This is a genomic window from Mesorhizobium sp. WSM3626, assembly GCF_000513935.1.
Lineage (GTDB): Bacteria > Pseudomonadota > Alphaproteobacteria > Rhizobiales > Rhizobiaceae > Mesorhizobium > Mesorhizobium salmacidum.
Map to the genome: position 1 here is coordinate 22,596 of NZ_AZUY01000016.1, position 22,970 is coordinate 45,565.

General features: G+C 63.6%; 31 protein-coding genes. 16 read left to right on the forward strand and 15 right to left on the reverse strand.

The window, feature by feature from the left end; translation table 11 throughout:
* Positions 1 to 88 precede the first annotated feature (88 nt).
* Positions 89 to 403 (reverse strand): quaternary ammonium compound efflux SMR transporter SugE, encoded by a 315-nt coding sequence (gene sugE / locus M653_RS0113415; protein WP_027143811.1) that lies wholly within the window; start codon positions 401 to 403, stop codon positions 89 to 91.
* Positions 404 to 604: 201 nt separating this feature from the next.
* The gene (locus tag M653_RS1000000138095) at positions 605 to 730 is read right to left on the reverse strand and encodes a hypothetical protein (RefSeq protein WP_023772267.1); all 126 of its coding nucleotides are present in this window, start codon (positions 728 to 730) and stop codon (positions 605 to 607) included.
* A gap of 211 nt (positions 731 to 941) precedes the next feature.
* On the opposite strand from M653_RS1000000138095, the gene M653_RS0113425 reads away from it, so the two are divergent.
* From M653_RS0113425 to M653_RS0113435, 3 genes are all read left to right on the forward strand, one after another.
* Positions 942 to 1,751, forward strand: a complete 810-nt coding sequence (locus M653_RS0113425; protein ID WP_027143812.1) for a transglutaminase family protein — start codon at positions 942 to 944, stop codon at positions 1,749 to 1,751.
* Positions 1,752 to 1,870: 119 nt separating this feature from the next.
* Entirely contained in the window at positions 1,871 to 2,824 is a 954-nt protein-coding gene (locus M653_RS0113430) for a cation diffusion facilitator family transporter (protein ID WP_027143813.1), read from the forward strand.
* A gap of 125 nt (positions 2,825 to 2,949) precedes the next feature.
* On the forward strand, positions 2,950 to 3,354 hold the full coding sequence (locus tag M653_RS0113435) for a GFA family protein (protein ID WP_027143814.1): 405 nt from the start codon (positions 2,950 to 2,952) through the stop codon (positions 3,352 to 3,354).
* A 3-nt stretch (positions 3,355 to 3,357) separates the two neighbouring features.
* Here the strand turns inward: M653_RS0113435 and M653_RS0113440 are convergent, their stop codons facing one another.
* Positions 3,358 to 4,608, reverse strand: coding sequence for a DNA recombination protein RmuC (locus tag M653_RS0113440; protein ID WP_027143815.1), 1,251 nt, complete (start codon positions 4,606 to 4,608; stop codon positions 3,358 to 3,360).
* A gap of 103 nt (positions 4,609 to 4,711) precedes the next feature.
* Between M653_RS0113440 and def the strand changes: the two genes are divergently transcribed.
* The 6 genes from def to truA all read left to right on the forward strand — a co-directional run bounded on the left by def (position 4,712) and on the right by truA (position 8,297).
* Positions 4,712 to 5,242, forward strand: a complete 531-nt coding sequence (def, locus tag M653_RS0113445) for a peptide deformylase (protein WP_027143816.1) — start codon at positions 4,712 to 4,714, stop codon at positions 5,240 to 5,242.
* A gap of 75 nt (positions 5,243 to 5,317) precedes the next feature.
* Entirely contained in the window at positions 5,318 to 5,605 is a 288-nt protein-coding gene (locus M653_RS0113450) for a hypothetical protein (protein ID WP_027143817.1), read from the forward strand.
* Positions 5,602 to 6,027 carry a type II toxin-antitoxin system VapC family toxin gene (locus M653_RS0113455; protein ID WP_027143818.1) on the forward strand — a complete coding sequence of 142 codons (426 nt, stop codon included), beginning with the start codon at positions 5,602 to 5,604 and terminating at the stop codon, positions 6,025 to 6,027. The genes M653_RS0113450 and M653_RS0113455 overlap by 4 nt, the downstream gene beginning before the upstream one ends.
* 40 nt (positions 6,028 to 6,067) lie before the next feature.
* Positions 6,068 to 7,021 (forward strand): methionyl-tRNA formyltransferase, encoded by a 954-nt coding sequence (gene fmt, locus M653_RS0113460; RefSeq protein ID WP_027143819.1) that lies wholly within the window; start codon positions 6,068 to 6,070, stop codon positions 7,019 to 7,021.
* The gene (locus tag M653_RS0113465) at positions 7,018 to 7,524 is read left to right on the forward strand and encodes an N-acetyltransferase (protein ID WP_027143820.1); all 507 of its coding nucleotides are present in this window, start codon (positions 7,018 to 7,020) and stop codon (positions 7,522 to 7,524) included. The genes fmt and M653_RS0113465 overlap by 4 nt, the downstream gene beginning before the upstream one ends.
* 23 nt (positions 7,525 to 7,547) lie before the next feature.
* Positions 7,548 to 8,297, forward strand: a complete 750-nt coding sequence (gene truA / locus M653_RS0113470; RefSeq protein WP_027143821.1) for a tRNA pseudouridine(38-40) synthase TruA — start codon at positions 7,548 to 7,550, stop codon at positions 8,295 to 8,297.
* A 32-nt stretch (positions 8,298 to 8,329) separates the two neighbouring features.
* Here the strand turns inward: truA and M653_RS0113475 are convergent, their stop codons facing one another.
* Positions 8,330 to 8,962, reverse strand: a complete 633-nt coding sequence (locus M653_RS0113475; protein ID WP_027143822.1) for a hypothetical protein — start codon at positions 8,960 to 8,962, stop codon at positions 8,330 to 8,332.
* A gap of 2 nt (positions 8,963 to 8,964) precedes the next feature.
* Positions 8,965 to 10,158 carry a succinyl-diaminopimelate desuccinylase gene (gene dapE, locus M653_RS0113480; RefSeq protein WP_027143823.1) on the reverse strand — a complete coding sequence of 398 codons (1,194 nt, stop codon included), beginning with the start codon at positions 10,156 to 10,158 and terminating at the stop codon, positions 8,965 to 8,967.
* A 125-nt stretch (positions 10,159 to 10,283) separates the two neighbouring features.
* On the opposite strand from dapE, the gene M653_RS0113485 reads away from it, so the two are divergent.
* Entirely contained in the window at positions 10,284 to 11,321 is a 1,038-nt protein-coding gene (locus M653_RS0113485; RefSeq protein ID WP_027143824.1) for a 2-dehydropantoate 2-reductase, read from the forward strand.
* On the opposite strand, the gene M653_RS1000000135555 is transcribed toward M653_RS0113485, so the two are convergent.
* From M653_RS1000000135555 to dapD, 4 genes are all read right to left on the reverse strand, one after another.
* Positions 11,221 to 11,997 (reverse strand): hypothetical protein, encoded by a 777-nt coding sequence (locus tag M653_RS1000000135555; RefSeq protein WP_084636673.1) that lies wholly within the window; start codon positions 11,995 to 11,997, stop codon positions 11,221 to 11,223. The two genes, M653_RS0113485 and M653_RS1000000135555, sit on opposite strands and share 101 nt — an antisense overlap.
* Before the next feature lie 76 nt (positions 11,998 to 12,073).
* Complete coding sequence (locus M653_RS0113495) at positions 12,074 to 12,457, reverse strand: DUF805 domain-containing protein (protein WP_027143826.1); 384 nt, start codon at positions 12,455 to 12,457, stop codon at positions 12,074 to 12,076.
* Complete coding sequence (locus M653_RS0113500; protein ID WP_027143827.1) at positions 12,450 to 12,812, reverse strand: DUF805 domain-containing protein; 363 nt, start codon at positions 12,810 to 12,812, stop codon at positions 12,450 to 12,452. Before M653_RS0113500 ends, M653_RS0113495 begins: the two co-directional genes overlap by 8 nt.
* A gap of 73 nt (positions 12,813 to 12,885) precedes the next feature.
* Positions 12,886 to 13,740 (reverse strand): 2,3,4,5-tetrahydropyridine-2,6-dicarboxylate N-succinyltransferase, encoded by an 855-nt coding sequence (gene dapD, locus M653_RS0113505; RefSeq protein WP_027143828.1) that lies wholly within the window; start codon positions 13,738 to 13,740, stop codon positions 12,886 to 12,888.
* A gap of 143 nt (positions 13,741 to 13,883) precedes the next feature.
* Between dapD and M653_RS0113510 the strand changes: the two genes are divergently transcribed.
* A complete protein-coding gene (locus M653_RS0113510; protein ID WP_027143829.1) occupies positions 13,884 to 14,729 on the forward strand; it encodes an LOG family protein in 846 nt (281 codons plus the stop codon).
* 92 nt (positions 14,730 to 14,821) lie between these two features.
* Here the strand turns inward: M653_RS0113510 and M653_RS0113515 are convergent, their stop codons facing one another.
* Positions 14,822 to 15,526 (reverse strand): pyrimidine 5'-nucleotidase, encoded by a 705-nt coding sequence (locus tag M653_RS0113515; RefSeq protein ID WP_027143830.1) that lies wholly within the window; start codon positions 15,524 to 15,526, stop codon positions 14,822 to 14,824.
* 161 nt (positions 15,527 to 15,687) lie between these two features.
* On the opposite strand from M653_RS0113515, the gene M653_RS0113520 reads away from it, so the two are divergent.
* Both M653_RS0113520 and M653_RS1000000136685 read left to right on the forward strand, forming a co-directional pair.
* Positions 15,688 to 16,449 (forward strand): GGDEF domain-containing protein, encoded by a 762-nt coding sequence (locus tag M653_RS0113520; protein WP_027143831.1) that lies wholly within the window; start codon positions 15,688 to 15,690, stop codon positions 16,447 to 16,449.
* A gap of 10 nt (positions 16,450 to 16,459) precedes the next feature.
* Positions 16,460 to 16,627 (forward strand): hypothetical protein, encoded by a 168-nt coding sequence (locus M653_RS1000000136685; protein ID WP_156938193.1) that lies wholly within the window; start codon positions 16,460 to 16,462, stop codon positions 16,625 to 16,627.
* On the opposite strand, the gene M653_RS1000000137285 is transcribed toward M653_RS1000000136685, so the two are convergent.
* Positions 16,615 to 16,782, reverse strand: coding sequence for a hypothetical protein (locus M653_RS1000000137285; RefSeq protein WP_198028775.1), 168 nt, complete (start codon positions 16,780 to 16,782; stop codon positions 16,615 to 16,617). The genes M653_RS1000000136685 and M653_RS1000000137285 overlap by 13 nt on opposite strands.
* 94 nt (positions 16,783 to 16,876) lie before the next feature.
* On the opposite strand from M653_RS1000000137285, the gene M653_RS0113535 reads away from it, so the two are divergent.
* Positions 16,877 to 17,389: a MarR family transcriptional regulator gene (locus M653_RS0113535; protein WP_027143832.1), complete on the forward strand. Its 513-nt coding sequence runs from the start codon at positions 16,877 to 16,879 to the stop codon at positions 17,387 to 17,389.
* Here the strand turns inward: M653_RS0113535 and M653_RS0113540 are convergent.
* The 3 genes from M653_RS0113540 to M653_RS0113550 all read right to left on the reverse strand — a co-directional run bounded on the left by M653_RS0113540 (position 17,386) and on the right by M653_RS0113550 (position 20,492).
* Complete coding sequence (locus M653_RS0113540) at positions 17,386 to 18,354, reverse strand: amino acid ABC transporter permease (protein WP_027143833.1); 969 nt, start codon at positions 18,352 to 18,354, stop codon at positions 17,386 to 17,388. The genes M653_RS0113535 and M653_RS0113540 overlap by 4 nt on opposite strands.
* Entirely contained in the window at positions 18,351 to 19,655 is a 1,305-nt protein-coding gene (locus tag M653_RS0113545) for an FAD-binding oxidoreductase (RefSeq protein ID WP_027143834.1), read from the reverse strand. The genes M653_RS0113540 and M653_RS0113545 overlap by 4 nt, the downstream gene beginning before the upstream one ends.
* A 72-nt stretch (positions 19,656 to 19,727) precedes the next feature.
* A complete protein-coding gene (locus M653_RS0113550; RefSeq protein WP_245262126.1) occupies positions 19,728 to 20,492 on the reverse strand; it encodes a transporter substrate-binding domain-containing protein in 765 nt (254 codons plus the stop codon).
* 430 nt (positions 20,493 to 20,922) lie between these two features.
* Here M653_RS0113550 and M653_RS0113555 point away from each other — a divergent pair, with 430 nt between their 5' ends.
* A complete protein-coding gene (locus tag M653_RS0113555; RefSeq protein ID WP_198028776.1) occupies positions 20,923 to 21,369 on the forward strand; it encodes an Lrp/AsnC family transcriptional regulator in 447 nt (148 codons plus the stop codon).
* 66 nt (positions 21,370 to 21,435) lie between these two features.
* Here the strand turns inward: M653_RS0113555 and phhA are convergent, their stop codons facing one another.
* Positions 21,436 to 22,272, reverse strand: coding sequence for a phenylalanine 4-monooxygenase (gene phhA, locus M653_RS0113560; protein ID WP_027143837.1), 837 nt, complete (start codon positions 22,270 to 22,272; stop codon positions 21,436 to 21,438).
* Positions 22,273 to 22,411: 139 nt separating this feature from the next.
* Here phhA and M653_RS0113565 point away from each other — a divergent pair, with 139 nt between their 5' ends.
* Positions 22,412 to 22,888: an Lrp/AsnC family transcriptional regulator gene (locus tag M653_RS0113565; protein ID WP_027143838.1), complete on the forward strand. Its 477-nt coding sequence runs from the start codon at positions 22,412 to 22,414 to the stop codon at positions 22,886 to 22,888.
* Positions 22,889 to 22,970 lie beyond the last annotated feature (82 nt).

Consider the following 22,970-nt stretch of genomic DNA (forward strand, 5'->3'; position numbering starts at 1 on the left):
CAGGGATGTCGCTTGCCGTCCAGGGATGTCGGCTTGCCGTCCAGGGATGTCGGCGTGATCGAAACCGTCTGCCGGCGGACAGGGCCGTTCAAGCCGCGAATTTCAGCCCCATGATACCGCAGACGATCAACGCGATGCAGCCGAGCCTGATCGCCGTGGTGGGCTCACCCAGCAGCCAGATGCCGAGCAGCGCCGTGCCGACGGTGCCGATACCGGTCCACACCGCATAGGCGGTGCCGACAGGCAGCGCCTTCAGCGCCAGGCCGAGCAAGGTGAGGCTGACGATCATCGACGCGACCGTGAGCACGGTCGGGACAAGCCTGCTGAAGCCGTCGGTATATTTGAGACCGATCGCCCACCCGATTTCGAACAGGCCGGCGAAAAACAGAAAAGTCCAGGACATCGCAACGCTCCATCGGAACATCCAGCCTCTCCGGCCTCGGATGCTCAGTCGACATGGCGGGTCGTCCCGACCGAATTTTTCGGAAAGTGCGAGGTCGTCCCCGCGTCGTCGACATAGGGCTGTCCGAACGCCCGATCAACACGTGCCGGCGGCATTGTCGAATGCCGCCGGTGAAGTCCCGCCCCGTCGGGTTGCCGAGACTTACTTTTCCTTGATCCTCATTGCCTTGACCGGCGGCGCCTTCAGGGCCGGAGCGGCTACAGGCTTCTTGGCGTCTTTCTTTGGTTTGCGGGCTTCCTTGCCTGCCTTCATCGCACCTTTGGCCATGATTCGTTCCTCCTGTTGCGGGAGACGGAGTGAAACAAGACAAACGCCGGACTGCAAGAGGCTAGTGCTTGCTGCCAACGCCGGCAGGCCGCTTTCAACCGGTTTCTAATTTGCTCGTAAACCCCGGCGGTCCATGCCATGGTTGTCTTCGCACTGCAGCATCGACCCGTGCAACGCCGGGTGATCGTCAGGCAGGCCGGTCAGGACGACAATGCGGATCCACATCGGCTGCGAGATGAGCTTCGACTTCCCGCAGGAGACGCCGCTCATCGCAATGCTCAATATCCACCATTCCCGCGCCTCCGATCTTGAGCGTCCGGATTTCCTGACCTCCAGCCCGCCGGTGCCGATTGAAAGTTATCGCGACAGTTTCGGAAACTGGTGCAACCGGTTCGTCGCCCCGCCCGGGCGTTTCACTTTCGGCACCGATGCGGTGATCCGCGACCCCGGCACATTCGAGATGGGCGAGCTGATGGCGTGGCAGCACGAGGTGCGCGACCTGCCGGCGGAAACGCTCCTGTTCCTGCTGCCCAGCCGGTTTTGCGAAAGCGACCTCTTGGCAAGCGAGGCATGGCGGCTGTTCGGCCATACGCCGCCCGGCATCCCGCGCGTGCAGGCGGTGTGCGATTTCGTCCACAACCACATCGCCTTCGACTACGGCAACGCACGGGTGACGCGCACCGCCGCGGAAGCCTGGCGCGAACGGAGTGGCGTGTGCCGCGATTTCGCGCATCTCGCCGTCACATTCTGCCGGGCACTCAATATCCCGACGCGCTACTGCACAGGCTACATCAGCGACATCGGCATGCCGAAGCCCTGGGCGAGCATGGATTTCTGCGCCTGGATGGAGGTCTATCTCGGCGGCCGCTGGCACGCTTTCGATCCGCGCAACAACGCGCCACGTATCGGCCGCATCCTGATCGCCTCGGGCCGTGACGCGGCGGACGTGCCGCTGACCCATATTTTCGGGCCAGGCATGCTTGCGGGCTTCAAGGTATGGACGGACGAAATCCAGGAATAGCTGGCGTTGCTGCCAGCAGGTTTCGAAGACGTTGAACGACCCGACGATTGGCGCGTTGTGATGGCTGTGCAGCTCCGCGGCAGAGCCGCTACATTGTACCTCAAAGAGGATAGACCTGCATGGCAGGGCATGGCGGCTCCAGAACGGTCATCTATGCGGCGCTCGCCGGCAACCTCGCCATAGCGCTGACCAAGTTCGCCGCGGCCTTTTTCACCGGCAGTTCGGCCATGCTGTCGGAAGGCGTGCATTCGCTGGTCGATACCGGTAATGGCGGCCTGCTGCTTTACGGCATGCACCGGGCCGCACGCCCGGCCAGCCCCACCCATCCGCTCGGCCACGGCCGTGAACTCTATTTCTGGAGCTTCATCGTCGCCCTTCTGGTCTTCGCGCTGGGCGCCGGCGTGTCGTTCTACGAGGGCATCATCCACATCATGGCGCCGGAGCCGGTCGCCAACGTCAAGGTGAACTACGTCGTTCTCGGCCTGTCCTTCCTGTTCGAAGGCAGTTCCTGGCTGGTGGCGCTGAAGGAATTCCGCAAGCAAAAGGGCAAGCAAGGCTGGCTGGAAGCCGTGCAATCGAGCAAGGACCCGAGCGTCTATACGGTGCTGTTCGAAGACAGCGCGGCCCTTCTCGGCCTGACGGTTGCCTTTGCCGGCATATCGGCGGCGGAGATTTTCGAGATGCCCGAACTCGACGGCGCCGCCTCGATCGGCATCGCGCTCATCCTCGGCGCGACGGCGATCTTCCTGGCGCGTGAAAGCAAGGGCCTGCTCATCGGTGAGCCGGCCTCACCCGAGGTGCAGAGCAAGGTGCTGGCGATCGTCCAGCAGGATCCGGCGGTGCAGCGGGCGAACGGTGTGCTGACCGTGCATATGGGACCGGAAGAGATCGTTGCCGCCCTGAGCATCGAATTCGAGGACCATCTGGCGGCGCCGGACATCGAGGCCTGCGTCGAGCGTCTCGAGGCCCGGCTAAGGAAGGAAATGCCTGAGATCACGCGGCTGTTCGTCAAGCCGCAGACGTCAGGCACCTGGGAAAAGCGGCGCAAGCTGATCGAATCCGCGTCCGGATAGAGTTTGGCCATGATCCGAAAATCCCCTCTTCCTGATCATGCCTTGGCCTCTGGACCAGCGCCGCGCCGTTGCTTCGCGTCGCCTCGCGCCGCTAAGATTACCTGATCGATGTTGGAGGAATGACGATGAAGATCGACGGCGGCTGTCATTGTGGTGCCATCACCTATGAGGCGGAGGTCGACCCGGAAAAGACCTCGATCTGCCACTGTACCGATTGCCAACAGCTGACCGGTACGGCCTTTCGCGTCACCGTTCCCACGCAGGAAGATCACTACCGGATCACCAGGGGCGCGCCGAAAATCTATATCAAGACCGTGGCGAGCGGCGCCAAGCGTGCCCAGGCTTTTTGTGCCGACTGCGGCTCGCATCTTTATGCGACCTCGGTCGGCGACGGTCCAAAGGTCTATGGCATCAGGGTCGGGACCTCGCGGCAGCGCCAGGACCTGGTTCCGAGACACCAGAAATGGCACCGCTCGGCGCTGCACTGGCTTCCGGAATTCGAGGGCATGACGACGGTGGAGGAGCAGTAGCGTTCAGTCGTCGCCTTCGACGACCCTCAGCCTCAGCTGTCCCGTCTTGGAATCGGCCACGCGCGGTGCTGCCTCCTTGCCGGCGCTGCCGTGTGGAGCGTCGGGCTCGCCTTCTCCGAATTCCAGCGCCTCGATCTTCTGGCCGCGCTTGGTCACTTTCGAGGTCGAGACGAGTATGTCTTCGATGTCCTTGGCCGATTGGCCGAAATGGCCCTGCAATTTGCGCACCCGCTCGTCGACACGCTGGACGTCTTCCATCAGCCTGATGACTTCGCCCTGGATCAGATGCGCCTGTTCGCGCATGCGGGCATCCTTGAGGATCGCCTGGATGACCTGGATCGACAGCATCAGCAGCGAAGGCGAGACGATGATGACCCGGGCGCGGTGCGCCTTCTGGACAATCGCTTCGAAATTCTCATGGATTTCGGCGAACACCGATTCCGACGGCACGAACATGAAGGCCGTGTCCTGCGTCTCGCCCTGGAGCAGGTATTTTTCCGAAATGTCGCGGACATGGACCTCGATGTCGCGGCGAAAGGCCTGGGCCGCGACCTTCTGCAGGTCGGCCCCGTCGGCGGCGCGGATGGCGTTCCAGGCTTCCAGCGGAAATTTGGCATCGATGGCAAGCGACGGCGCGCCGTTCGGCATTTTCACCAGGCAGTCCGGCCGGCTGCCGTTCGACAGCGTCGCCTGGAATTCATAGGCGCCATGCGGCAGGCCGTCGGCGACGATCGCCTCCATGCGTGACTGGCCGAAGGCGCCGCGCGTCTGCTTGTTGGAGAGGATCGCCTGCAACTGCACGACCTGGCCGGCCAGCGACTGGATGTTGCCTTGCGCGGTGTCGATGACCGCCAGCCGCTCCTGCAGCTTCGCCAGGCTCTCATGCGTTGATTTGGTCTGCTCGGTCATGGTCTGGCCGATGCGGCCGGTCATGGCGTCGAGCCGCTGGCCGATCGATTGCGTCAATTCGGCCTGCCGGGCGCCGAACACTTCGGCAATAGCCCCCATGCGGCCCTGCATTTCCGCCTGCGCCTGCAAAATACCAGCCATGCGTGTCTCGGCGTCGCGGGCATGGTCGGCGGCTTCCGCGGCGGCGACCGCGCGCGCCTTGGCCGACCGCCACAGCGCAGCGACGAGCGCCACGAACAGACCGAGAAACAGCAAGACGCCGAAGGCCAGCGCGTGGCCGAGCGTGATTGTCGAGGCGCCGAGCCGTACGACAGGCTCCGAAAGGATGGTGCTCAGATCATTCATGTGGACAGCATAGCCGATTCGGCAGGCCGGCACAGATCAAAACGTGAACGAGGCTCAGGCCCACCGGTTGACGCCTTTCTTTTGAGGTCTTAGGTGAAACCCCATGCCGATCAAGCCGCTCATCATCCTTCCTGACCCCATCCTGCGCCAGGTTTCCAAGCCGGTGGAGCGCGTCGACGCGCCCTTGCGCAAACTGGCCGACGACATGCTGGCGACCATGTATGACGCACCCGGCATCGGGCTGGCGGCTATCCAGATCGGCGAACCGCTGCGCATGCTGGTGATCGACCTCGCCAAGGAAGACGAAACGCCGGCGCCGCACGTCTTCATCAACCCGGAGATTCTCGAAAGCGCCGACGCACGGTCCGTCTACGAGGAAGGCTGCCTGTCGATCCCCGATTACTATGCCGAGGTCGAGCGCCCGGCCTCGGTGCGGGTCAAATATCTCGACCGCGACGGCACGCTGCAGGAGATGGAGGCCGAAGGGCTGATGGCGACCTGCCTGCAGCACGAGATCGACCATCTCAACGGCGTGCTGTTCATCGACCACATCTCGAAGCTGAAGCGCGACATGGTGGTGAAGAAGTTCAAGAAGCTCGCCAGGGACAAGGCGCCAGGCAAGCTGGCGGGATAGGCGCACCCGAGCGCAGCATCCATTGAGCAGCGATCCTTGCCGTGATATCATTGATATCTACGTTTGGAGAATTGCATGGGCGATATGCTGATCAGGGACGTCCCCGAGCCGTTGAAACGCGAAATCGAACAGGCTGCACGAAGCGGCGGCCAGAGCCTATCGGGAAAAGCAATCGATCTGTTACGCAAAGGCATGGTCGCCGAAAAGGAGGCCAAGCCGGAGCCCGGTCTGTCGGCATGGGACAATATACGCTCCGCGTTCGCGACGGAGAATGCGATCGACGACGAATTCGCCGAGATCATGGACAAGATCGAAGCGGATAGAAAACGCGACTTTGGGCGCCCGGCCGAGGATTTCGAGTGATCGTCCTCGACACCAACATCATTTCCGAAACGAGCAGGACGGCACCCGATGCGAACGTGGTCGAATGGTTTCGCAAACAGGAGTTGCTCGACCTGTACCTGTGCGGCCCTGTCGTCATGGAGCAATCCTTCGGTGCCGAACGATTTCTGAACAAGACCGGCTCCGATCGCCATGTCCGTGCTCTCGATCACCTGATCTCGAAGCAGTTCTCCGGTCGCATTGTGGAATTTGCTGGTTCTATCCCTCGCCTTGCCGGCAAGCTCCGAGCGACGCGGGAACGGCTCGGGCGCCCAATCAGCCTTGCTGATGCCATGATCGCCGCGATCTGTCTCGCGCATGACGCCACGTTGGCAACCCGCAATGTTCGCGACTTCGACGGGCTTGACCTTAAGCTCGTAAACCCATTTGAAACGAGTGCCTGAGCCGGGTCACGGCAAGGCAGGAACAAGGCCGCAAAAGAAAATGCCCCTTCGCGTCATCTTCATGGGCACGCCGGAGTTTTCGGTGCCGACGCTGCGTGCCATCGCCGAAGCCGGACATGAGATGGCAGTTGTTTATACGCAGCCGCCGCGCGCCGCAGGCCGGCGCGGGCTGGAGTTGACGCCGTCCCCCGTGCAGCGCGAGGCCGAGCGGCTGGGTATCGAGGTGCGCACGCCGACATCGTTGAAGGGCGAGGCCGAACAGGCCGCTTTTGCCGCCTTTGGCGCCGATATCGCCGTGGTCGTCGCCTATGGCTTGCTCCTGCCCAAGGCGGTTCTGGAGGCACCCCGGCTTGGCTGCGTCAACGGCCACGCTTCGCTTTTGCCGCGCTGGCGCGGCGCGGCACCCATCCAGCGCGCCATCATGGCCGGCGACACCGAGACCGGCATGATGGTGATGCGCATGGAGGAGGGCCTCGACACCGGTCCGGTGGGATTGGTTGAAAAATGCGCCATCGACCCCGATATGACAGCCGGCGATCTGCATGATCGGTTGATGAGTGTTGGCGCTGCCCTGATGGCGGAAGCGCTGGCACGGCTGGAACAGAACGTCCTGACGTTTACCGCGCAAGCGGCCGAAGGGGTGACTTACGCCAGGAAAATCGATAAATCCGAGACGCGCGTGGAGTGGACACGGCCCGCGGCCGAGATCCACAACCACATTCGTGGCCTGTCGCCCTTTCCTGGCGCCTGGTCCGAGATTGACATTGGCGGCCGCATGGAACGGCTGAAACTGCTTCGCTCGACGCTGTCCGAAGGCCTGTCGCTTTCGGAAGATTTGGGCGAGTCGGGAGGAATTCTCGATGACCGGCTGACGGTCGCCTGCGGAAAAGGCGCGATCAGGGTGGTCGAAGTTCAACGTGCGGGCGGAAGGCCCGCCGCCGCGTCGGAGTTCCTGCGCGGAGCCAAGATCGAAAAAGGACTGAAATTCTCATGAGCATGATGTCGATACGCGCGGCGACGCCGCGGGACCGCGAGGCCATTCGCCTCGTCGAAGAACACGCATTCGGCCAGCGGACGGAGGCCGGGCTGGTCGACGCGTTGGTGACCGGCGGTGACGCCGTCGTGGAACTGGTGGCGGAAGAGGACGGCCAGGCCGTTGGCCACATCCTGTTTTCGCGGCTGTTCGTGCAGAACGGCGGCAACAGTTTTGCCGCCGTGGCGCTTGCCCCGCTGGCGGTGGAGCCGTCTTTTCACGGCTCCGGCATCGGCGGCGCGCTGATCCGCGAGGCCCATATCCGGCTCAGGGATGCCGGCGAGACGCTGGCTGTTGTGCTGGGCGATCCGGCCTATTACGGCCGTTTCGGCTATAGCCACGCCCGGGCTGAAAAGTTCGAAAGCGAATACCAAGGCGAAGCGCTGCAGGCGCTGGCCTGGGGCGACGCACCCGAAGCCGGCAGACTGGTCTACGCCTCCGCCTTTACCGCTCTCGCCGCCTAGGCGAGGGCGTATAACCGACCGGCATGCCGCGTTTTCGCCTCGATATCGAATATGACGGCAGCCTGTTTGCCGGCTGGCAGCACCAGGCCGATCAGCCTTCGGTGCAGCAGGCGATCGAACAGGCGATCGAGAAATTCTGCGGCGAGGCGGTCCGCTTGCGCGCCGCCGGCCGCACCGATGCCGGCGTGCACGCGACCGCGCAGGTGGCGCATGCCGACCTTGCCAAGGCGTGGCCCGACGACAAGGTGCGCGACGCCATCAATGCACACCTGCAGGCGGCCGGCGCGCGCATCGTCATCCTGAAGGCCACGATCGTCTCCGACGATTTCGATGCCCGTTTCTCGGCCATCGGGCGGCACTATCTCTACCGCATCCTCAACCGGCGGGCGCCCTCGGCGCTGGAGAGGGGTAAGGTGTGGTGGGTGCCGAAGCGGCTCGATGCCGCCGCCATGCACGAGGCGGCGAAGCTCCTGCTCGGCCGGCACGACTTCACCACCTTCCGCTCCACCCAGTGCCAGGCCAACAGCCCGGTCAGGACATTGGAGCGGCTCGATGTGAGCCGGACGGGCGACGTGATCGAGGTGAGAGCCTCGGCGCGGTCCTTCCTGCACAACCAGGTGCGCTCCATGGTCGGCTCGCTCAAGCGGGTCGGCGACGGAAGCTGGACATCAGGCGATCTCAAGACCGCGCTCGAGGCGCGAGACCGCGCCGCCTGCGGGCAAGTGGCGCCGCCCGATGGACTTTTCCTGATAGGCGTCGATTATCCCGGATAGAACACGGTTCTATCCCGGATAAGAGCCTTGCTCTATCCCCAATAGAGCCCGGAAAGGCTCTGGGCCCCGACATCGTCCGGCACGCTGATCCCAAGCAGCATCTGCAGCCCGAACAGCGCCAGCAGCGAAGCGATGAACATGCCGACGAAAACGGCGGTGCCGACCGCCGCGCCCCTGCCGATCGTGGCGGTGGTCATGCGCCAGGTCAGCACCATCGACAGGGAAAACAACAGCAGCGACACCAAGCTCGCGACCTGGCTTGTCGACGACAGGAAAAGCCTGATCAGCGCGGATGGCAGCATCAGCCAGGCGGTGATGGCCGAAGCCCAGTTGCTGGCGACGACATAGTGGACGAAGCGCCCGCCGATGCCGGCGCGCGGCGCCACCAAGGCGAGCGCGACCAGCGGCAGCACCCAGGAGCCGATATCGACCGTCGCCAGCCGCACCAGCATGCTGAAGCGGCCGGCGAAGGCATCGGGATCGCTGATCTCGTTGGCGATGCCGACCCAGCCGACGATCAGCGCCGGTGCCGCGACGATGATGGCGAAGAACGAATTCCAGAAGCCGTCGGCTGACAGGTCGAGCAGGCGCAGCCCGTCGACCTTGCCGAGCATCAGCCGCCAGGCGCCGGTCAGCGAAGCTTGGGTTTCGTCCGCGGTAAGCATGCTCAGCCCTGTCCGAACCAGTCGTCGATGAAGCGCTGGTAGATCCGCGTCAGCGTTTCCAGATCGGCGATGGCGACGCGCTCGTCGACCATGTGCATGGTCTTGCCGACCAGGCCGAATTCCACCACCGGGCAATAATCCTTGATGAAGCGCGCATCCGATGTGCCGCCGGAGGTGGACAGCGCCGGCTTTTTGCCGACCACCGCCTTGACCGAGCCGCTCAGCGTCTCGACCAGCCTGTCGTCGCGGGTCAGGAAGACATGGCTCGGCCGGTCGCGCCAGACGAGGTCATAGTCGACCGGCGTCTTCTTGCCTGGCCGGTATTTCTTGCGCCCCGCGGCCTGATCGAGGCGGTTGTGGATTTCCGCCTGGACCGTCTCTGCCGTCCAGCTGTCGTTGAAGCGGATGTTGAAGGTGGCGGTCGCCTTGGCGGGAATGACGTTGGTGGCCGGGTTGCCGACATCGATGGAGGTCACCTCCAGGTTGGTCGGCTGGAAATCCTGGGTTCCCTTGTCGAAGACGGGATGCAGCAAGGCGTCCACCAGGCTCATCAGCCCGCGCACCGGATTGTCGGCAAGCTGCGGATAGGCGGCATGGCCCTGGCGGCCATTGACGGTGATGCTGCCCGACATCGAGCCGCGCCGGCCGATCTTGACCATGTCGCCGAGCGTGTCCGGATTGGTCGGCTCGCCAACAATCGAGGCGTCCCACCTTTCGCCTTTGGACGCGGCCCATTCGAGCAGCTTGACCGTGCCGTTGATGGCCGGACCTTCCTCGTCGCCGGTGATCAGCAGCGACACCGAGCCCTTCGGGCCGCCATTTGCCTCGACATGGCGCGCCACCGCGGCGATGAAACAGGCAATGCCGCCCTTCATGTCGACGGCGCCCCGGCCATACATCTCGCCATTGGCGATCTCGGCGGCGAAAGGCGGATGCGTCCAGGCGGCTTCGTCGCCGATGGGCACGACGTCGGTATGGCCCGCGAACATCAGATGCGGGCCGTTGCCGGAGCGCCGTGCATAGAGGTTCTCGATATCGGGCGTGCCGTCCTCGGAGAACACCGGCCGATCGACCAGAAAGCCGAGCGGTTTCAGCATAGCCTCCAGCGCGCTCAGGGCGCCGCCTTCGGCTGGCGTCACCGAGGCACAGCGGATGAGAGAGACGAGGTTTGCGGCGGGGTCAGTCGGCAGCGTCATGGCAAAAGCGATAGTCGAAAGCGAAAGGCCTGTCACTGCCAGACATAGGGCCAAGCCAATGGCCGATGATACCGCCGACATTATGGTTTTCATGTCGTATAGTTCTGGCCGACGCGGAGTAAGAGATGGCAAACGGCGAAAAGAGGATCGTCATTGCCGGCGCCGGCAGCATTGGCTGTTATGCCGGCGGCTGCCTGGCGCTCGCCGGGCGGCGGGTTGTCCTGCTCGCCAGGCCGCGCGTCCAGGCAGCGCTGCGGCAGGGCGGATTGCGCGTCGGCGACCTCGACGGCCGCGATCGCCTGATCAAGCCGGAAGCGCTTGCCGTCACCACCGATCCTGCCGCCGCCTTGCCGGATGCCGACGTGATCCTGGTCACCGTCAAGAGCGGCGCGACGCAGGATATGGCAGCACTCATCAAGGCCCATGCCCGTCCGGATGCCGTGGTGGTGAGCCTGCAGAACGGCGTCGACAATGCCGACAGGCTGCGCGCGGCGCTTGGCCGGCAAACGGTGCTGGCCGGCATGGTGCCGTTCAATGTCGTGCAATCAACCGATGGAGAGCTGCCGCTGCGCGTCCACCGCGCCAGCGACGGCAAGGTGATGGTCGAAGATGCCGGCCTTGCCGGCCTTCTCGACGTCGAAGGCCTCGCGGTCCAAGCGCATGGCGACATGAAGGCCGTGCTGTGGGGCAAGCTTCTGATGAACCTGAACAATGCGTTGGTGGCGCTGTCAGGCCTTCCGTTGGCAACCGAACTCGCCGACAGGCGCTGGCGGGTGATCCTCGCCGACCAGATCGACGAGGCGCTGCGGGCCATGAAGGCCTCCGGCGTCGAGCCGGCGCGCATCGCCGGCCTGCGGCCGGCGCTGCTGCCGAAGGTGCTCAGGCTGCCCGACTGGCTGTTCAAATTGCTGGCGCGGCGCATGCTGGCGATCGACCCCGAGGCGCGCTCGTCGATGTGGGACGATCTGCGGCACGGCCGGCCGACCGAGATCGACGACCTGCAGGGTGCTGTTTTGCTGCTCGCTGAAAAAGCCGGCACGCCGGCGCCGACGGTCCAGCGGATCAGCGCCCTGGTGCGCGCGGCGGAAGCCGAGCGGCTCGGCTCGCCGGGCCTGCCGCCGGAGAAGATTGTGGCGCCGCCGGCCGGCCGTCGATCAACGTGATCTTCTGCCAGATTTTGCGCGACAGGTTGGACGCCAGGTTCTCGACGTCGTTGACGCCGTCGATGACGACGGCGTCATTGACGGACTGGGCGAACAGCGCCGCGATCTTGCCGGTGATCGACAGCATTTCGGAGCAATAGTCGAGATAGCGCGCGAGATCCGCGGCATTGGTGATGCGGGCCGGCGAATGCGAGGTCGGTTTGAAACTGGCCGACAGCACCGCCGGATCCTTGGTGAGCTGATGCATGTCGATGACGTGGATCAGCGAACGCAGGCCGTGCAACTGGCGAAACACCTGCTTGCGCTTGATGCGCTCCTCGGTGCGGATCAGGGCGAGGAAGCCGAGTACGGCGAGGATGATCATGTTGATCGTGGCTTCGATGCCTTGCACCGACTGCACCGCGTCGTCAGCCTGGGAGATGTGAATGAGCGGCAGGATGGTGCCGACGAAGAGGAAGATCAGCCCGCCGACGATCACGGCGGCGACAATGATGCCACGCAGCCACCAGATCGGCGCTTCCAGGGCCTTGGCGGCCTTGGCCAGATCGCGCGACAACGACACCAGTTCGGCGGCGACGCCGCGCAACCCGGCGTCCGGGAAACGGTCGGCCACGCGGCCTTCAAGCCGCTCGGCGGTTTCGATGATCAGTTTCGGATCAAGCGTGCGGTAGCGCATGGCGAGATATCCGATCGGCCCCCCTTTAGAGCGTGATGCCGAAAAGTGTGAAGCGGTTTTCGGACGACATCATGCTCTATTTCTTTGATTCAGCCGGCTCGTTGGTGCGCCGGCCGTAGCGGTTGGGCCCAGGCTGCCCTGGAAACAGGCACAACACAAGGAAGGCGACGATCGAGACGACCGGCACGAACAGGATCAGCGCGGCGATGCCCGGCTTGTCGAGGTCGTGCAGCCGCTTCACCGCCAGCGCGATGTTCGACCACAGCGAGGCGATGAAGGCGATGAAGAAGATGAACGACCACATGTTGCTCTCGGCCGAGCCCTCCGGCACCAGCGTGAAGCGGTACAGCGGGAACGCCTGGATGATGGCGACGAGCAATCCGCCGAGAAAATAGGCCGCGCGGCTGACGCGGCCCGAGGTCTTGAAGAAAAGCCAGTTGAGATCCGATCTTTCAGGCAAGCGGGTCCGATCCATATTGATTGGCACCCCTGGTGCCTTCGAGGATGCCGAGTTCGACCAGCAGCCAGATGCCGCCGATGACGGGTACGAAGCCGATCAGCGTCCACCAGCCCGACTTGTTGCGGTCGTGCCAGCGTTTGGCATAGAGGGCAATCGCGAAATAGATCGATGCCAGCGCGAAGAGGATGCCGATGATGCCGATCTGGGCACCGCTGGCCGTGGTGAAACGCGTGCCGAGGATCGCGTCGAGAATGAAAGCAATAACGCCGATAACGATGAATACGCCGATGCCAGCCCAGAACTTGCCCCGGTTGATGCGACCGTCAAAGCTTGTGAGCAGATATTTCCAGTCCATGTCACCCCTCCATGTTGAACCCAGCGCGACCGATCGTCGCGCCGGCGGAAGGTGCACCTGCCCGGCTGAAAGATCAATCGCGCAGCAATTCGTTGATCGAGGTCTTGGACCGGGTCCTGGCGTCGACCCGCTTGACGATGACGGCGCAATAGAGGCCTGGGCCCGGTTCGTTGTTGGGAAACGCCTTGCCCGGCATCGATCCGGCGACGACAACGGAATTCGGCGGCACCTCGCCGTAGAAGACCTCGCCGGTGGCGCGGTCGACGATCTTGGTCGATTGGCCGATGAAGACACCCATGCCGAGCACCGAGCCTTCGCGCACGATGCAGCCCTCGACCACTTCGGAACGCGCGCCGATGAAGCAATTGTCCTCGATGATGGTGGGGCCGGCCTGCATCGGCTCCAGCACGCCGCCGATGCCGACGCCGCCCGAAAGGTGGACATTCTTGCCGATCTGGGCACAGGAGCCGACCGAAGCCCAGGTATCGACCATGGTGCCGCTATCGACATAGGCGCCGACATTGACGAAGGACGGCATCAAGACGGCGCCGGGCGCGACATAGGCCGAACGGCGCACGATCGATGACGGCACGGCGCGGAAGCCCGCCTTCTCGAAATCGACGGCGCTCCAGCCGTCGAACTTGGACGCCACCTTGTCCCACCACACGGCCTCGCCGGGGCCGCCCTTGATGATCTCCATCGGATTGAGCCGGAAGGAGAGCAGCACGGCCTTCTTCAGCCACTGGTTGACGTGCCATTTGCCGTCGGCCTGCCGCTCGGCGACGCGGGCGGTGCCGCGGTCGAGCAGGTCGAGTGCCGACTGGATGGCGTCGCGCACCTCGCCGCGGGTCGCGGTCGAAATGGCGTCGCGTTCCTCGAAGGCCCTGTCGATGGTCTTTTCGAGGCTCGTCAGATCGGGCTTCGACATGAATTTGCTCCATTACCAAGCTGTTAAGGGGCTGCGCCTTAACCTGTTTAAAAGTCGCGCGGACCCTATGTTAAGGCTCAATGGGGGTCAATCGCGGCTGCGTCACGGGACGACGCAAGTAAAGGAATGGACGGGTGGATTCGATGACTCCCATGGAAAAGGCGGGATGGACGCCGCTGCCGCATTCGGACGAGGATCTGGAGCGGTCGAAAAGCGTGCCGGACACGCCGCAGACGCGGGCCGAAACCTACCGCCTGGCCTGGAACGATCCCGACTTCATGACGCGGCGCGAATTGCGAGCGGTCAGGCTGCAACTGGAACTGCTGAAGCCGGAAATGATCCTGGCCGAGCGCGGCATCCGTTCGACGGTGATCCTGTTCGGCGGCGCGCGCCTGCCCGAACCGGGCGGCGAGGCCTGGGCCGCCAAGAACGAGACGCAGAAGAAGAACCTCGAGGAAAACAGCAAATATTACGAAGAGGCGCGCAAATTCGCCCGCCTCTGCTCGCAGCAGTCGGCCACGTCATATTATCGCGAATATGTCGTGGTGACCGGCGGCGGGCCTGGCGTGATGGAGGCGGGAAACCGCGGCGCCGCCGATGTCGGCGCGCCGTCGATCGGGCTCAACATCGTGTTGCCGCACGAGCAGGCGCCGAACCCCTATGTTACGCCGGAGCTCTGCTTCAACTTTCACTATTTTGCCATCCGCAAGATGCACTTCGTCATGCGCGCCAAGGCCGTGGCGGTGTTTCCCGGCGGCTTCGGCACGATGGACGAGTTCTTCGAGACGCTGACGCTGATCCAGACCGGGCGCATGGAGCGCGTGCCGGTGATCCTGTTCGGCAAGTCCTTCTGGAAGCGGGCGATCGACCTCGACTTCCTCGCCGAGCAAGGCACGATCAGCCCGGGCGACCAGGACATCATCGATTTCGTCGACACAGCCGACGAAGCCTGGAGCATCATCAGCCGCTTCTACAAGCTAGGGGAATAGGAATTGCGGGAACGGGGAAATGGGGAAATGAAGAATTGACGAAATGAGGGCACAGTCTTGCGTCCCGAACAATTCCTCAATTCCCCAGTTCCTCACTCCATTACGACTATGGTCGTGAGGAACGTGGCGAGATCGTCGGTGACGAAATCGACGTCATCCTCGTTGGCCGGGTCGCGTTCCCAGATTTCCGAGAAGGTCGGCTCGAAATTGCGCGGCACCACGAGAACCGTGGTCATGCCGAGCGACTTCGGCACGGAAAGGTTGCGGGCGAGATCCTCGAACATCACCGCATTGTGGCCGGTGACGGCGTGCAGTTCTGCGAACTTCTCGTAGGTCTGGCGCGCCGGCTTGGGGTTGAGGCCGGCGGCGACGATATCGAAGATGTCATCGAAATGCTCGAGGATGCCGAGCTGGCGCGCGGTGCGCTCGGCGTGTCTGCGGTCGCCATTGGTGAAGATGAATTTGCGGCCGGGAAGCTGGCGGATGGCGGTGCCGAGAACGGGATCGGGCACCAGCCACGAATAATCGATGTCATGGACCTTCTCGAGGAAGTCGTCGGGATCGATGCCGTGGCGCGTCATCAGGCCGTTCAGCGTCGTGCCGTATTCGCGATACAGCTCCTTTTGCAGCTTGCGCGCCTCCTCGCGCGGCAGCGCCAGCAGTTCCCCGACATAGGCGGTCATCTTGACGTCGATCTGCGAGAACAGATTCGAGTGGTGCGGATAGAGCGTGTTGTCGAGGTCGAATACCCAGTCGGTGACATGGGCGAAGCGGGCGGGGTCGGGAAGCGTGGTCATGCGCTCCTTATGGCATGAAACAGGGATTCTGAAAGGGACTTTATCCACAACTTCTGCGCGTTGAAGTTGCAGAAATAGCCTGACGATTCAAATTTTATGCATCCCGGAAAGATAGCCTTCAGGGCTTGCTGGCACAGAGACAGTCCTGTGGGGAGCCTGCGATGAACAGCATTATTCTCAAAGCCGCCGCCATCGCCTTCGCCTCCGTCGCGGCCTCTCTCCTGCTGACGTTGATCATCGTGCCGGCCATGGGGTTTCCGGTCACCCGCACGATCTGGCTGACATCGACGCTCTGTCCGTTGGTCCTTGCCTGGACGGCATGCGCCGGCACGTTCTGGCAGAGCGACAGGCTGAAGAACGCCCATCGCGAACTTGCCCGTGCCCATGCCCAGCTCGCCGCCGCGCACCGCCGCCTGGCGGAAAAGGCGAGCCGCGACGACATGACCGGCATGCTCAACCGGGAGAGCTTCTTTGCCGCGCTGGACGGCTCCCGGCGCAAGTCCGACCGCGGCGCGCTGCTGATCATCGACGCCGATCATTTCAAGACGATCAATGACAATTTCGGCCACCTGACGGGCGACGACGCGCTGCTGTTGATCGCCAGCGCCATCGAGCGCGGCGTGCGCGGCGGCGACGTGCTCGGCCGCATCGGCGGCGAGGAGTTCGGCGCGTTTCTGACCGGAGCCACGGAAGAGGAGGCCAAGCGCGTTGCCGAACGGATCCGCCGCGAGGTCGAGTTGATCCGCTTCCGGCCTGTCGATGAACGGACCATTCCGTTGACGGTCAGCATAGGCGGCACCGTCTGCGGCGAGGATGTCAACGTATCGGAGCTGATGCGCGCCGCGGACCGGCGTCTCTACCAGGCCAAGCATGCGGGCCGCAACCTGACGATCCTGGGCACGGATATCTCGGCCGCCGCGTGACTGATCACGAATGACCGTCGGCCGTCGCGACGAGGCAGGCGGCCAGCAACACGGCGTCCTCAATGGTGGGCGCCAGGCCGACGAAGCATGGCGCAAGAGCCTGCCCGGCGACGCCGGCGCCAATGATGGCGACCGGCAATGCCTCGGTGGCGACGGCAGCCATCATTACAGCCCGTAGACGGCGATGCGCACCAGCACAGCGGCGGCGGCCAGCGACACCAGCAGGATGCCGACGCCGATGGGCGAGCCCCAGCCATACCACTCCATCGCCAGCTTGGCGTATTTGAACTCTTCCTCAGGCGAGAGAGGCGTATGCTGTTGGATCGGGCTCATTTTCCACTCCTCGTTGGCGGCCGACCCTTGCCTATCGCAAGCCGCGGCCGCATATTGATATAATGGTCTAAATGTTAGACAGATTGATAGTTAGATGACCGAAATAAATTCGTTAAGCGAAGATCGCACCGAACTGGCCGCCGCGATCGGACTTGCCATCATGCAGTGGCAGGACGCGACGCAGGCCTATGACGAGGCGGTGGGGGCGAGACTCGGCCTCAACATGGCTGAGCGCCATTGCATTGGTTTGCTCTATGGCGGCCCGCAATCGGCCGGTGCGATCGCGGCCGCGACCGGACTAACGCCGGCCGCGGTGACGGCGTTGATCGATCGGCTGGAGGCGCGCGGCCTGTTGACGCGCAAGCGCAACCTCGAGGACAGGCGCAAGGTGGTCATCGAGGCAACGGAGGCAACACGGGAGCTGTCGGCGCGATATTACGGCGCCATCGCGCGGGAAGGCGAGAAGGTCATTGCCACGTTCAGCGACGCCGAGCTTGCCACCATTCGGCGCTTTATCACCGCCGCGCTCGACCTGCAACGCGACCAGCTCGAGAGGTTGAAGGCCGAGGCGCCACAAGCGCGCCGATTTGAATCGTCAATCGCCTAGCGTTCCGATCGGCCGAAGCGCCGTTCGAGATAGGCCTGGCCGAATTCCAGGGCGATCGACAGGATCCAGTAGATCATGGAGGCGGTGATCAGCATCTCGATGTGGCGGAACTCCGTCTGACCCATCGTGCGGGCGAGATACATGATCTCCCAGACGCCGACGACCGATACCAGCGAGGAATCCTTCAGCATGGCGATGAACTGGTTGCCGGTGGGCGGAATGATGACGCGCATGGCCTGCGGCAGGATGACCAGCGCCATGGTCTGGCCCGGACTCAGGCCGAGCGCCGTTGCGCCTTCGCTTTGGCCGCGCGGAATGCTTTCGATGCCGGCGCGGAATATCTCGGTCATGTAGGCGCCATAACACAGCGACAGCGCCACTATGCCGGCCGGCACCGCGCCGATCACGTAGCCGACCTGCGGCAGGCCGAGATAGATGATGTAGATCTGCATCAGCAACGGCAGGCCGCGAAACAGCGACGTGTAGAAGGTGGCCAGTCCGTAAACGATGCCGTTGCCGGTCAGTTTGGCGATGGCGCCGACAAGCGCGATCAAGGTCGCGATAAGGATCGAGATCGCCGAAATGTAAAGCGTCGTGGTAACGCCCTGGGTGATCAGGAAGCCGACCTTCCTGGCGATGAAGGCAAAGGAGAGGTCGAAGGAATAGAAGAACAGCATCAGCAGCGCGAACAGCTCGATCCAGACGCCGACGATCTGCTGGCGTCGGGGCAGGAGCAGCAGCAGCTTGCAGTTCACCAGCACCAGGAGCGCGATCAACACGGCCGAGAGGGCGCGCGACAGGGCTGGGTTGGCATGCAACCAGTCGGATGCAAGCGGCATCAACGAGCCGATCCAGCTCGACTTGATACCCATGGCGTAGAGAGCCGCGGCCAGCAGCGCCGGAAAAAGCGCCACCGCCGTGTGGCGAACGAGCCCTGGATAGGAGAGCATCAGCCTGCCGATCATGCCGTCACCCTGTCTTTGGCGGTGGCGCGGCGTTCCCGCCACCAGTCCTGCGCCTGCAGTCTCCAGTAGGTGAGCTGCGCGGCGGCCAGGCCGGCGGCGCCGCCGGCCCAGCTCAGTCCGAACGGCGCGAATTGCCGGTACCGGTCGGAAACGCCCAGAATGCCCTCCGCGACAATTTTTCCGGCAATCGCCGTGGTGTTGAGGCCATGGCCACCGAAAGCGGTGCAGTACCAGACGCCTGATCGCAGCTCTCCGATCTGGGGCATCAGATGCCGGGCGTAGGACATCAGTCCGGACCAGGCCAGCTCGGTCCTGAGGCCGGCAAGCTGCGGGTAGGTGCCGACCATCTCACGGCGCAACTCGTGCGCCAGCGCGTCGGCGGAAGCGGCGCGCGTGGTGATGCGCCCGCCCCACAAAAGGCGATTGCCGCCCTCGACCAGGCGATAATAGTCGCCGGCCCGCCTGTTGTCGCCGACGGCATCCGTGGTGGCGACGGCTTGCGCAATGAGGCGGGGAGCCGCCTCGGAAACCATCACATAGGTCGCGATGGGCAGAAAGGCGCGGTAGAGCTGGCCGAACACCGGGCCGGTGTAGCCGCCGGTCGCGAGCACGATCTGGGGTGCCCGAAGCGTGCCCTGTCTGGTGCGAAGCATCTTTTGCGACCCCGAGAGATCGCATTCTACGACCTCCGAGCTTTCATGGATTTTGCCACCCAGGCGCTCGATCTCGTCAGCCAGGCAACGCAGATAGTTCAGCGGATGAATGTGAAAGGCGTTCGGGTCGCGCAGGCCCTGGTGGTAACGGACGGACTTCAGCACCGCACGGACGTCTTCTCTATCGAGATACTGAAGTTCATAGCCATGGTCGCGGGCCATCTGGTCGGCATAGGCCTTCAGCGCGTCGCCGTCGTCGTAGCGCAAGACGCTGAGCAGGCCGGCACGCGGCAGGGCGGCCGATATTCCGAGCGTCTCGATGGTGTCGCGCACGAATTCCACGCCTTCGATCGACAGCCGATGCAGGTCGCGCGCCGCCTCCCCGCCGACCCGTGCGGCGATATTATCGCCGCCGGTGGCGAAGCCGGGCGTGACGAAACCGCCATTGCGGCCCGAAGCGCCGAAACCGACGACCTGGGCTTCCAGCACGGCGACGTGCAGTCCGGCGCGCGCCAGCTGCAGCGCTGTCGTCAGCCCGGCCAGTCCGGCGCCGACGACGGCCGCGTCACATTGCGCCTCCCCTTGCAGCGGAGGCCTCGTCTTCCGGTCGGTCAGAGTGCGGGCGTAATAGGTGTCCGGATAGGCCATCGATGACTTTGCGGTGAAGGGCATGCGTTTGGTGACACCGCCGGCTGCCCAGGGACAGCCGGCGGAATGACTTTACTTGGCGCTGTAGTCCTTGCCGTACCACTTCGTGGTCAGCGCGGCGAGCGTGCCGTCCGTCTTCATCCCGGTGATGATGCCCGCGACCTTTGCGGTCCACTCGGGATCCTTCTTCTCGGCGATGACGACGAGCGGCTCGCGGAAGGCGTACTCGCCTTCCAGGATCTTCACGGGATAGCCGTTCTTGATGGCATTCTGCGCCGTCTGCTCCGGGGCGATCACGGCGTTCAGGCGCACGCCGTCGCCAAGCCGCAGGTCATCGAAGGGAAGCATGGAATCCGCATAGGTGCGGATCTCGCCCGGCTCGAGCTTGTATTCGATGGGAGCCAGGCCGGGCGCGTCGATTTCGAGCTTGCGGCGGATGAAATCCTCCGACGTGGTAGCCGTCTCGACGCCGATGATCTTGCCGTTGAGATCGGCGACCGATTTCGCGCCGCTGTCCTTGTGCAGGACGTAGACATAGGGGCTGTAATAATAGATGCCGACAAAGTCGATCACCTTGGAACGGGCTTTCGTCGGCGTCACCGATCCGACACCGAGGTCGTAGCGTCCCTGCCAGCGCCCGCCGGTCAGCGTCGCCCAGTCGGGCGTTTCGAACGAGACCTCGACGCCAAGCCGCTTGCCGATCTCGCGCGAGACATCGATGTCGAATCCGGCGAGTTCGTTGCTGTCGTTGAGAAAGCTCTGTGGTGGCCAGGCCGCGTTGGTGGCGATGACCATCGCCTTTTTCGACGTGACGCGGTCCAGGGTTTCCCCCGCCATGGCAGCCGTTGTGATCGCGAATGTCGCTGCGGCAAGAACGGCTAAATCGAGTAGCTTTTTCAAAGTTATCCCTCCCTTGTGGTTGAAACTGATAGGATGCTTGACGTCGGATCTCAGCGCTTTCAGCCACAGCTTCAACGCGGACCGGTTTCGGTTTGTGCCCACCACAGCCGAAGCTGGTTCCCCTGATGGACCGGCGTTTGTGACCCCAGACAGTCAGGTCGCAAAAGGAAGGGTTCTACCCGGCGAAATGCGGGATAATGGCGATCGCGCAGTCATTGCGTGCCTTGAGACGGCAAAGTGCCGGATATGTTCGCTTTGTTCCGTCCGCGCCGGCCCGTCTTCCGGATTGTCGCGGGGGCTGTTCAGCCGATAGGATCGCGCGGCGGGTGTGATGGTTGCAGCGCGGATCGAGTGAGAGGATTTGTTTGTGGAATTGACCGAGAAGGATCGTCAGCTGCTCGCGCTGATGCAGAAGAATGCGCGTGAGCCGGTCGCGTCACTGGCGCGTCAGCTCGGCGTATCGCGGACAGCGTTGCAGGAGCGGATCCAGAAGCTGGAGGCCGGCGGCATCATCGAAGGCTATACCGTGCGGCTGACCAAGGCGGCGGCCCAGAACGCAGTCCACTGTTTCACGCTCGCCGCCCTGAACAACAAGAGCTATCCGGACGTCTCCAGAAAGATCAAGGCGATGCCTTCGATCCAGGCGGTCTACGCCATAACCGGCGAATGGGACCTGATCATCCACCTTGCCGCCGAGACGCTCGAGAAGCTGAACCGGGAGGTGAATGCGCTGAATGAAATCGGCGGCGTCATCAAAACCGCTTCCCATGTGGTGATGGAGACGAAGTTCAACCGGACCATCTACGCATTGTAGGAGGTGGCGGGATGTCCCGACGGCGGAGGAGAACGCTCCCCCAGCCGGGGCCGCCATGCAGTCGGACTAGACCGTCGCCGGGTCGAGCGCCGGCTGGCCCTTGCGGCGCGCGACGATCGCCTCGAAATCCGCGGTCTGGAAGGCGTCGCGCAAGGCATCGAAGGACGGCAGCACGAAATAGGCGCGCTGGAATTTGTCGATCTCGTAGCCGGTGCGCATCACCGTCTCGAGATCGAACGGCACATGGTGGGCGTCCTTGCTCTCGACCGCGAACTGCAACTCTGTAAACGATGACATCAGCCCGGCGCCAAACGCCTTCAGCGGCTGGCCAGGCTCCTGCATCAGGCCGTATTCGGCCGTATACCAGTAGAGCCGGGTGATCATCTCGTCGCCGCCGAGCGCGATGATGTCGCCGGCCTTCTTGCCATACATCTGCATGAAGTCGGCGAACACCGGCTGCGACAGCACCGGCACATGGCCGAAGAAGTCATGGAACATGTCCGGCTCGACGATGTAGTCGAGTTCCTGCCTGGTGCGCAGCCAGTTGGTGACCGGGAAGCGGCGGTTGGCGAGGTGATCGAAGAAGGGGGCGGCCGGAATGAGGCCGGGCACGGCGACGATTTCCCAGCCGGTCAGCTTGCGTAGCTTGGCGCTGACGTCCTCGAAATCGGGGATGCGATCGAGAAGGCCGAGCTTCTCGACGCCATCGAGGTAGGAGTGGTGGGCGAGCTTGCGCGTCAGCTTCGTCTGACGGTCGCACAGCGTGCGCCACACCGCCTGCTCCTCGGCCGAATAGTCATAACCCTGCGCCACGGTAAAATCGGCGCGGCATACCGAGTAGTCGCCGCGCAACCCCTGCGCCGCGCAGTCGCGGGCATATTCGGCAACGCTCATCGTCGTCATGGTTTTTCTCCTCGCAAATCATCAATGGCTAACGTACGCGGAGCGTAACCGGATCTGCCGAGGCAAATCGGTTTTGATGATGGACCGCTCGCCATATTCGGGATAACATTCACTCACAATCCGCATGGGAGGAGTAAAAGTGCCTCAATTCGACGATTTCGAGATCAGGATGCTCGATGTCCTGCAACGCGACGGGCGCAAGCCCGTCTCCGAGCTGGCGCAGGAGATCGGCCTCTCCACGACGCCCTGCGCGCGGCGCTTCGAAGCGTTGCAGGAAGCCGGCATCATCAAGGGATTTGCCGCAATGATCAGCCGCCGCGCGGTCGGCTTGATGGTCGAGGTGTTCATCCAGGTGCGCCTCGTCAGCCACAGCGACGGCTCGCCCGAAAGCTTCATCGCCGCGGTGCAGCGCATGGACGAGGTGTCGTCGTGCTGGACGATGACCGGCGACCACGATTTCCTGCTGCATGTCATGGTGCCGTCGGTCGACGAGCTCAACGCCTTCGTCATGCACCGGCTGATGCGGCTCGACGGCGTGCGCGACGTCCACACGCAACTGGTGCTGCAGAACATCAAGGGACCCGGCCACGTGCCGCTCGCGCATCTCAGACGCTGATGCTATTCCTCGTTTTTGCGGAAAAGCTGCAAGCAAACTGCTGAAACGGGCCAATCGGGCGGCACTATCGCCGGCCAGCATG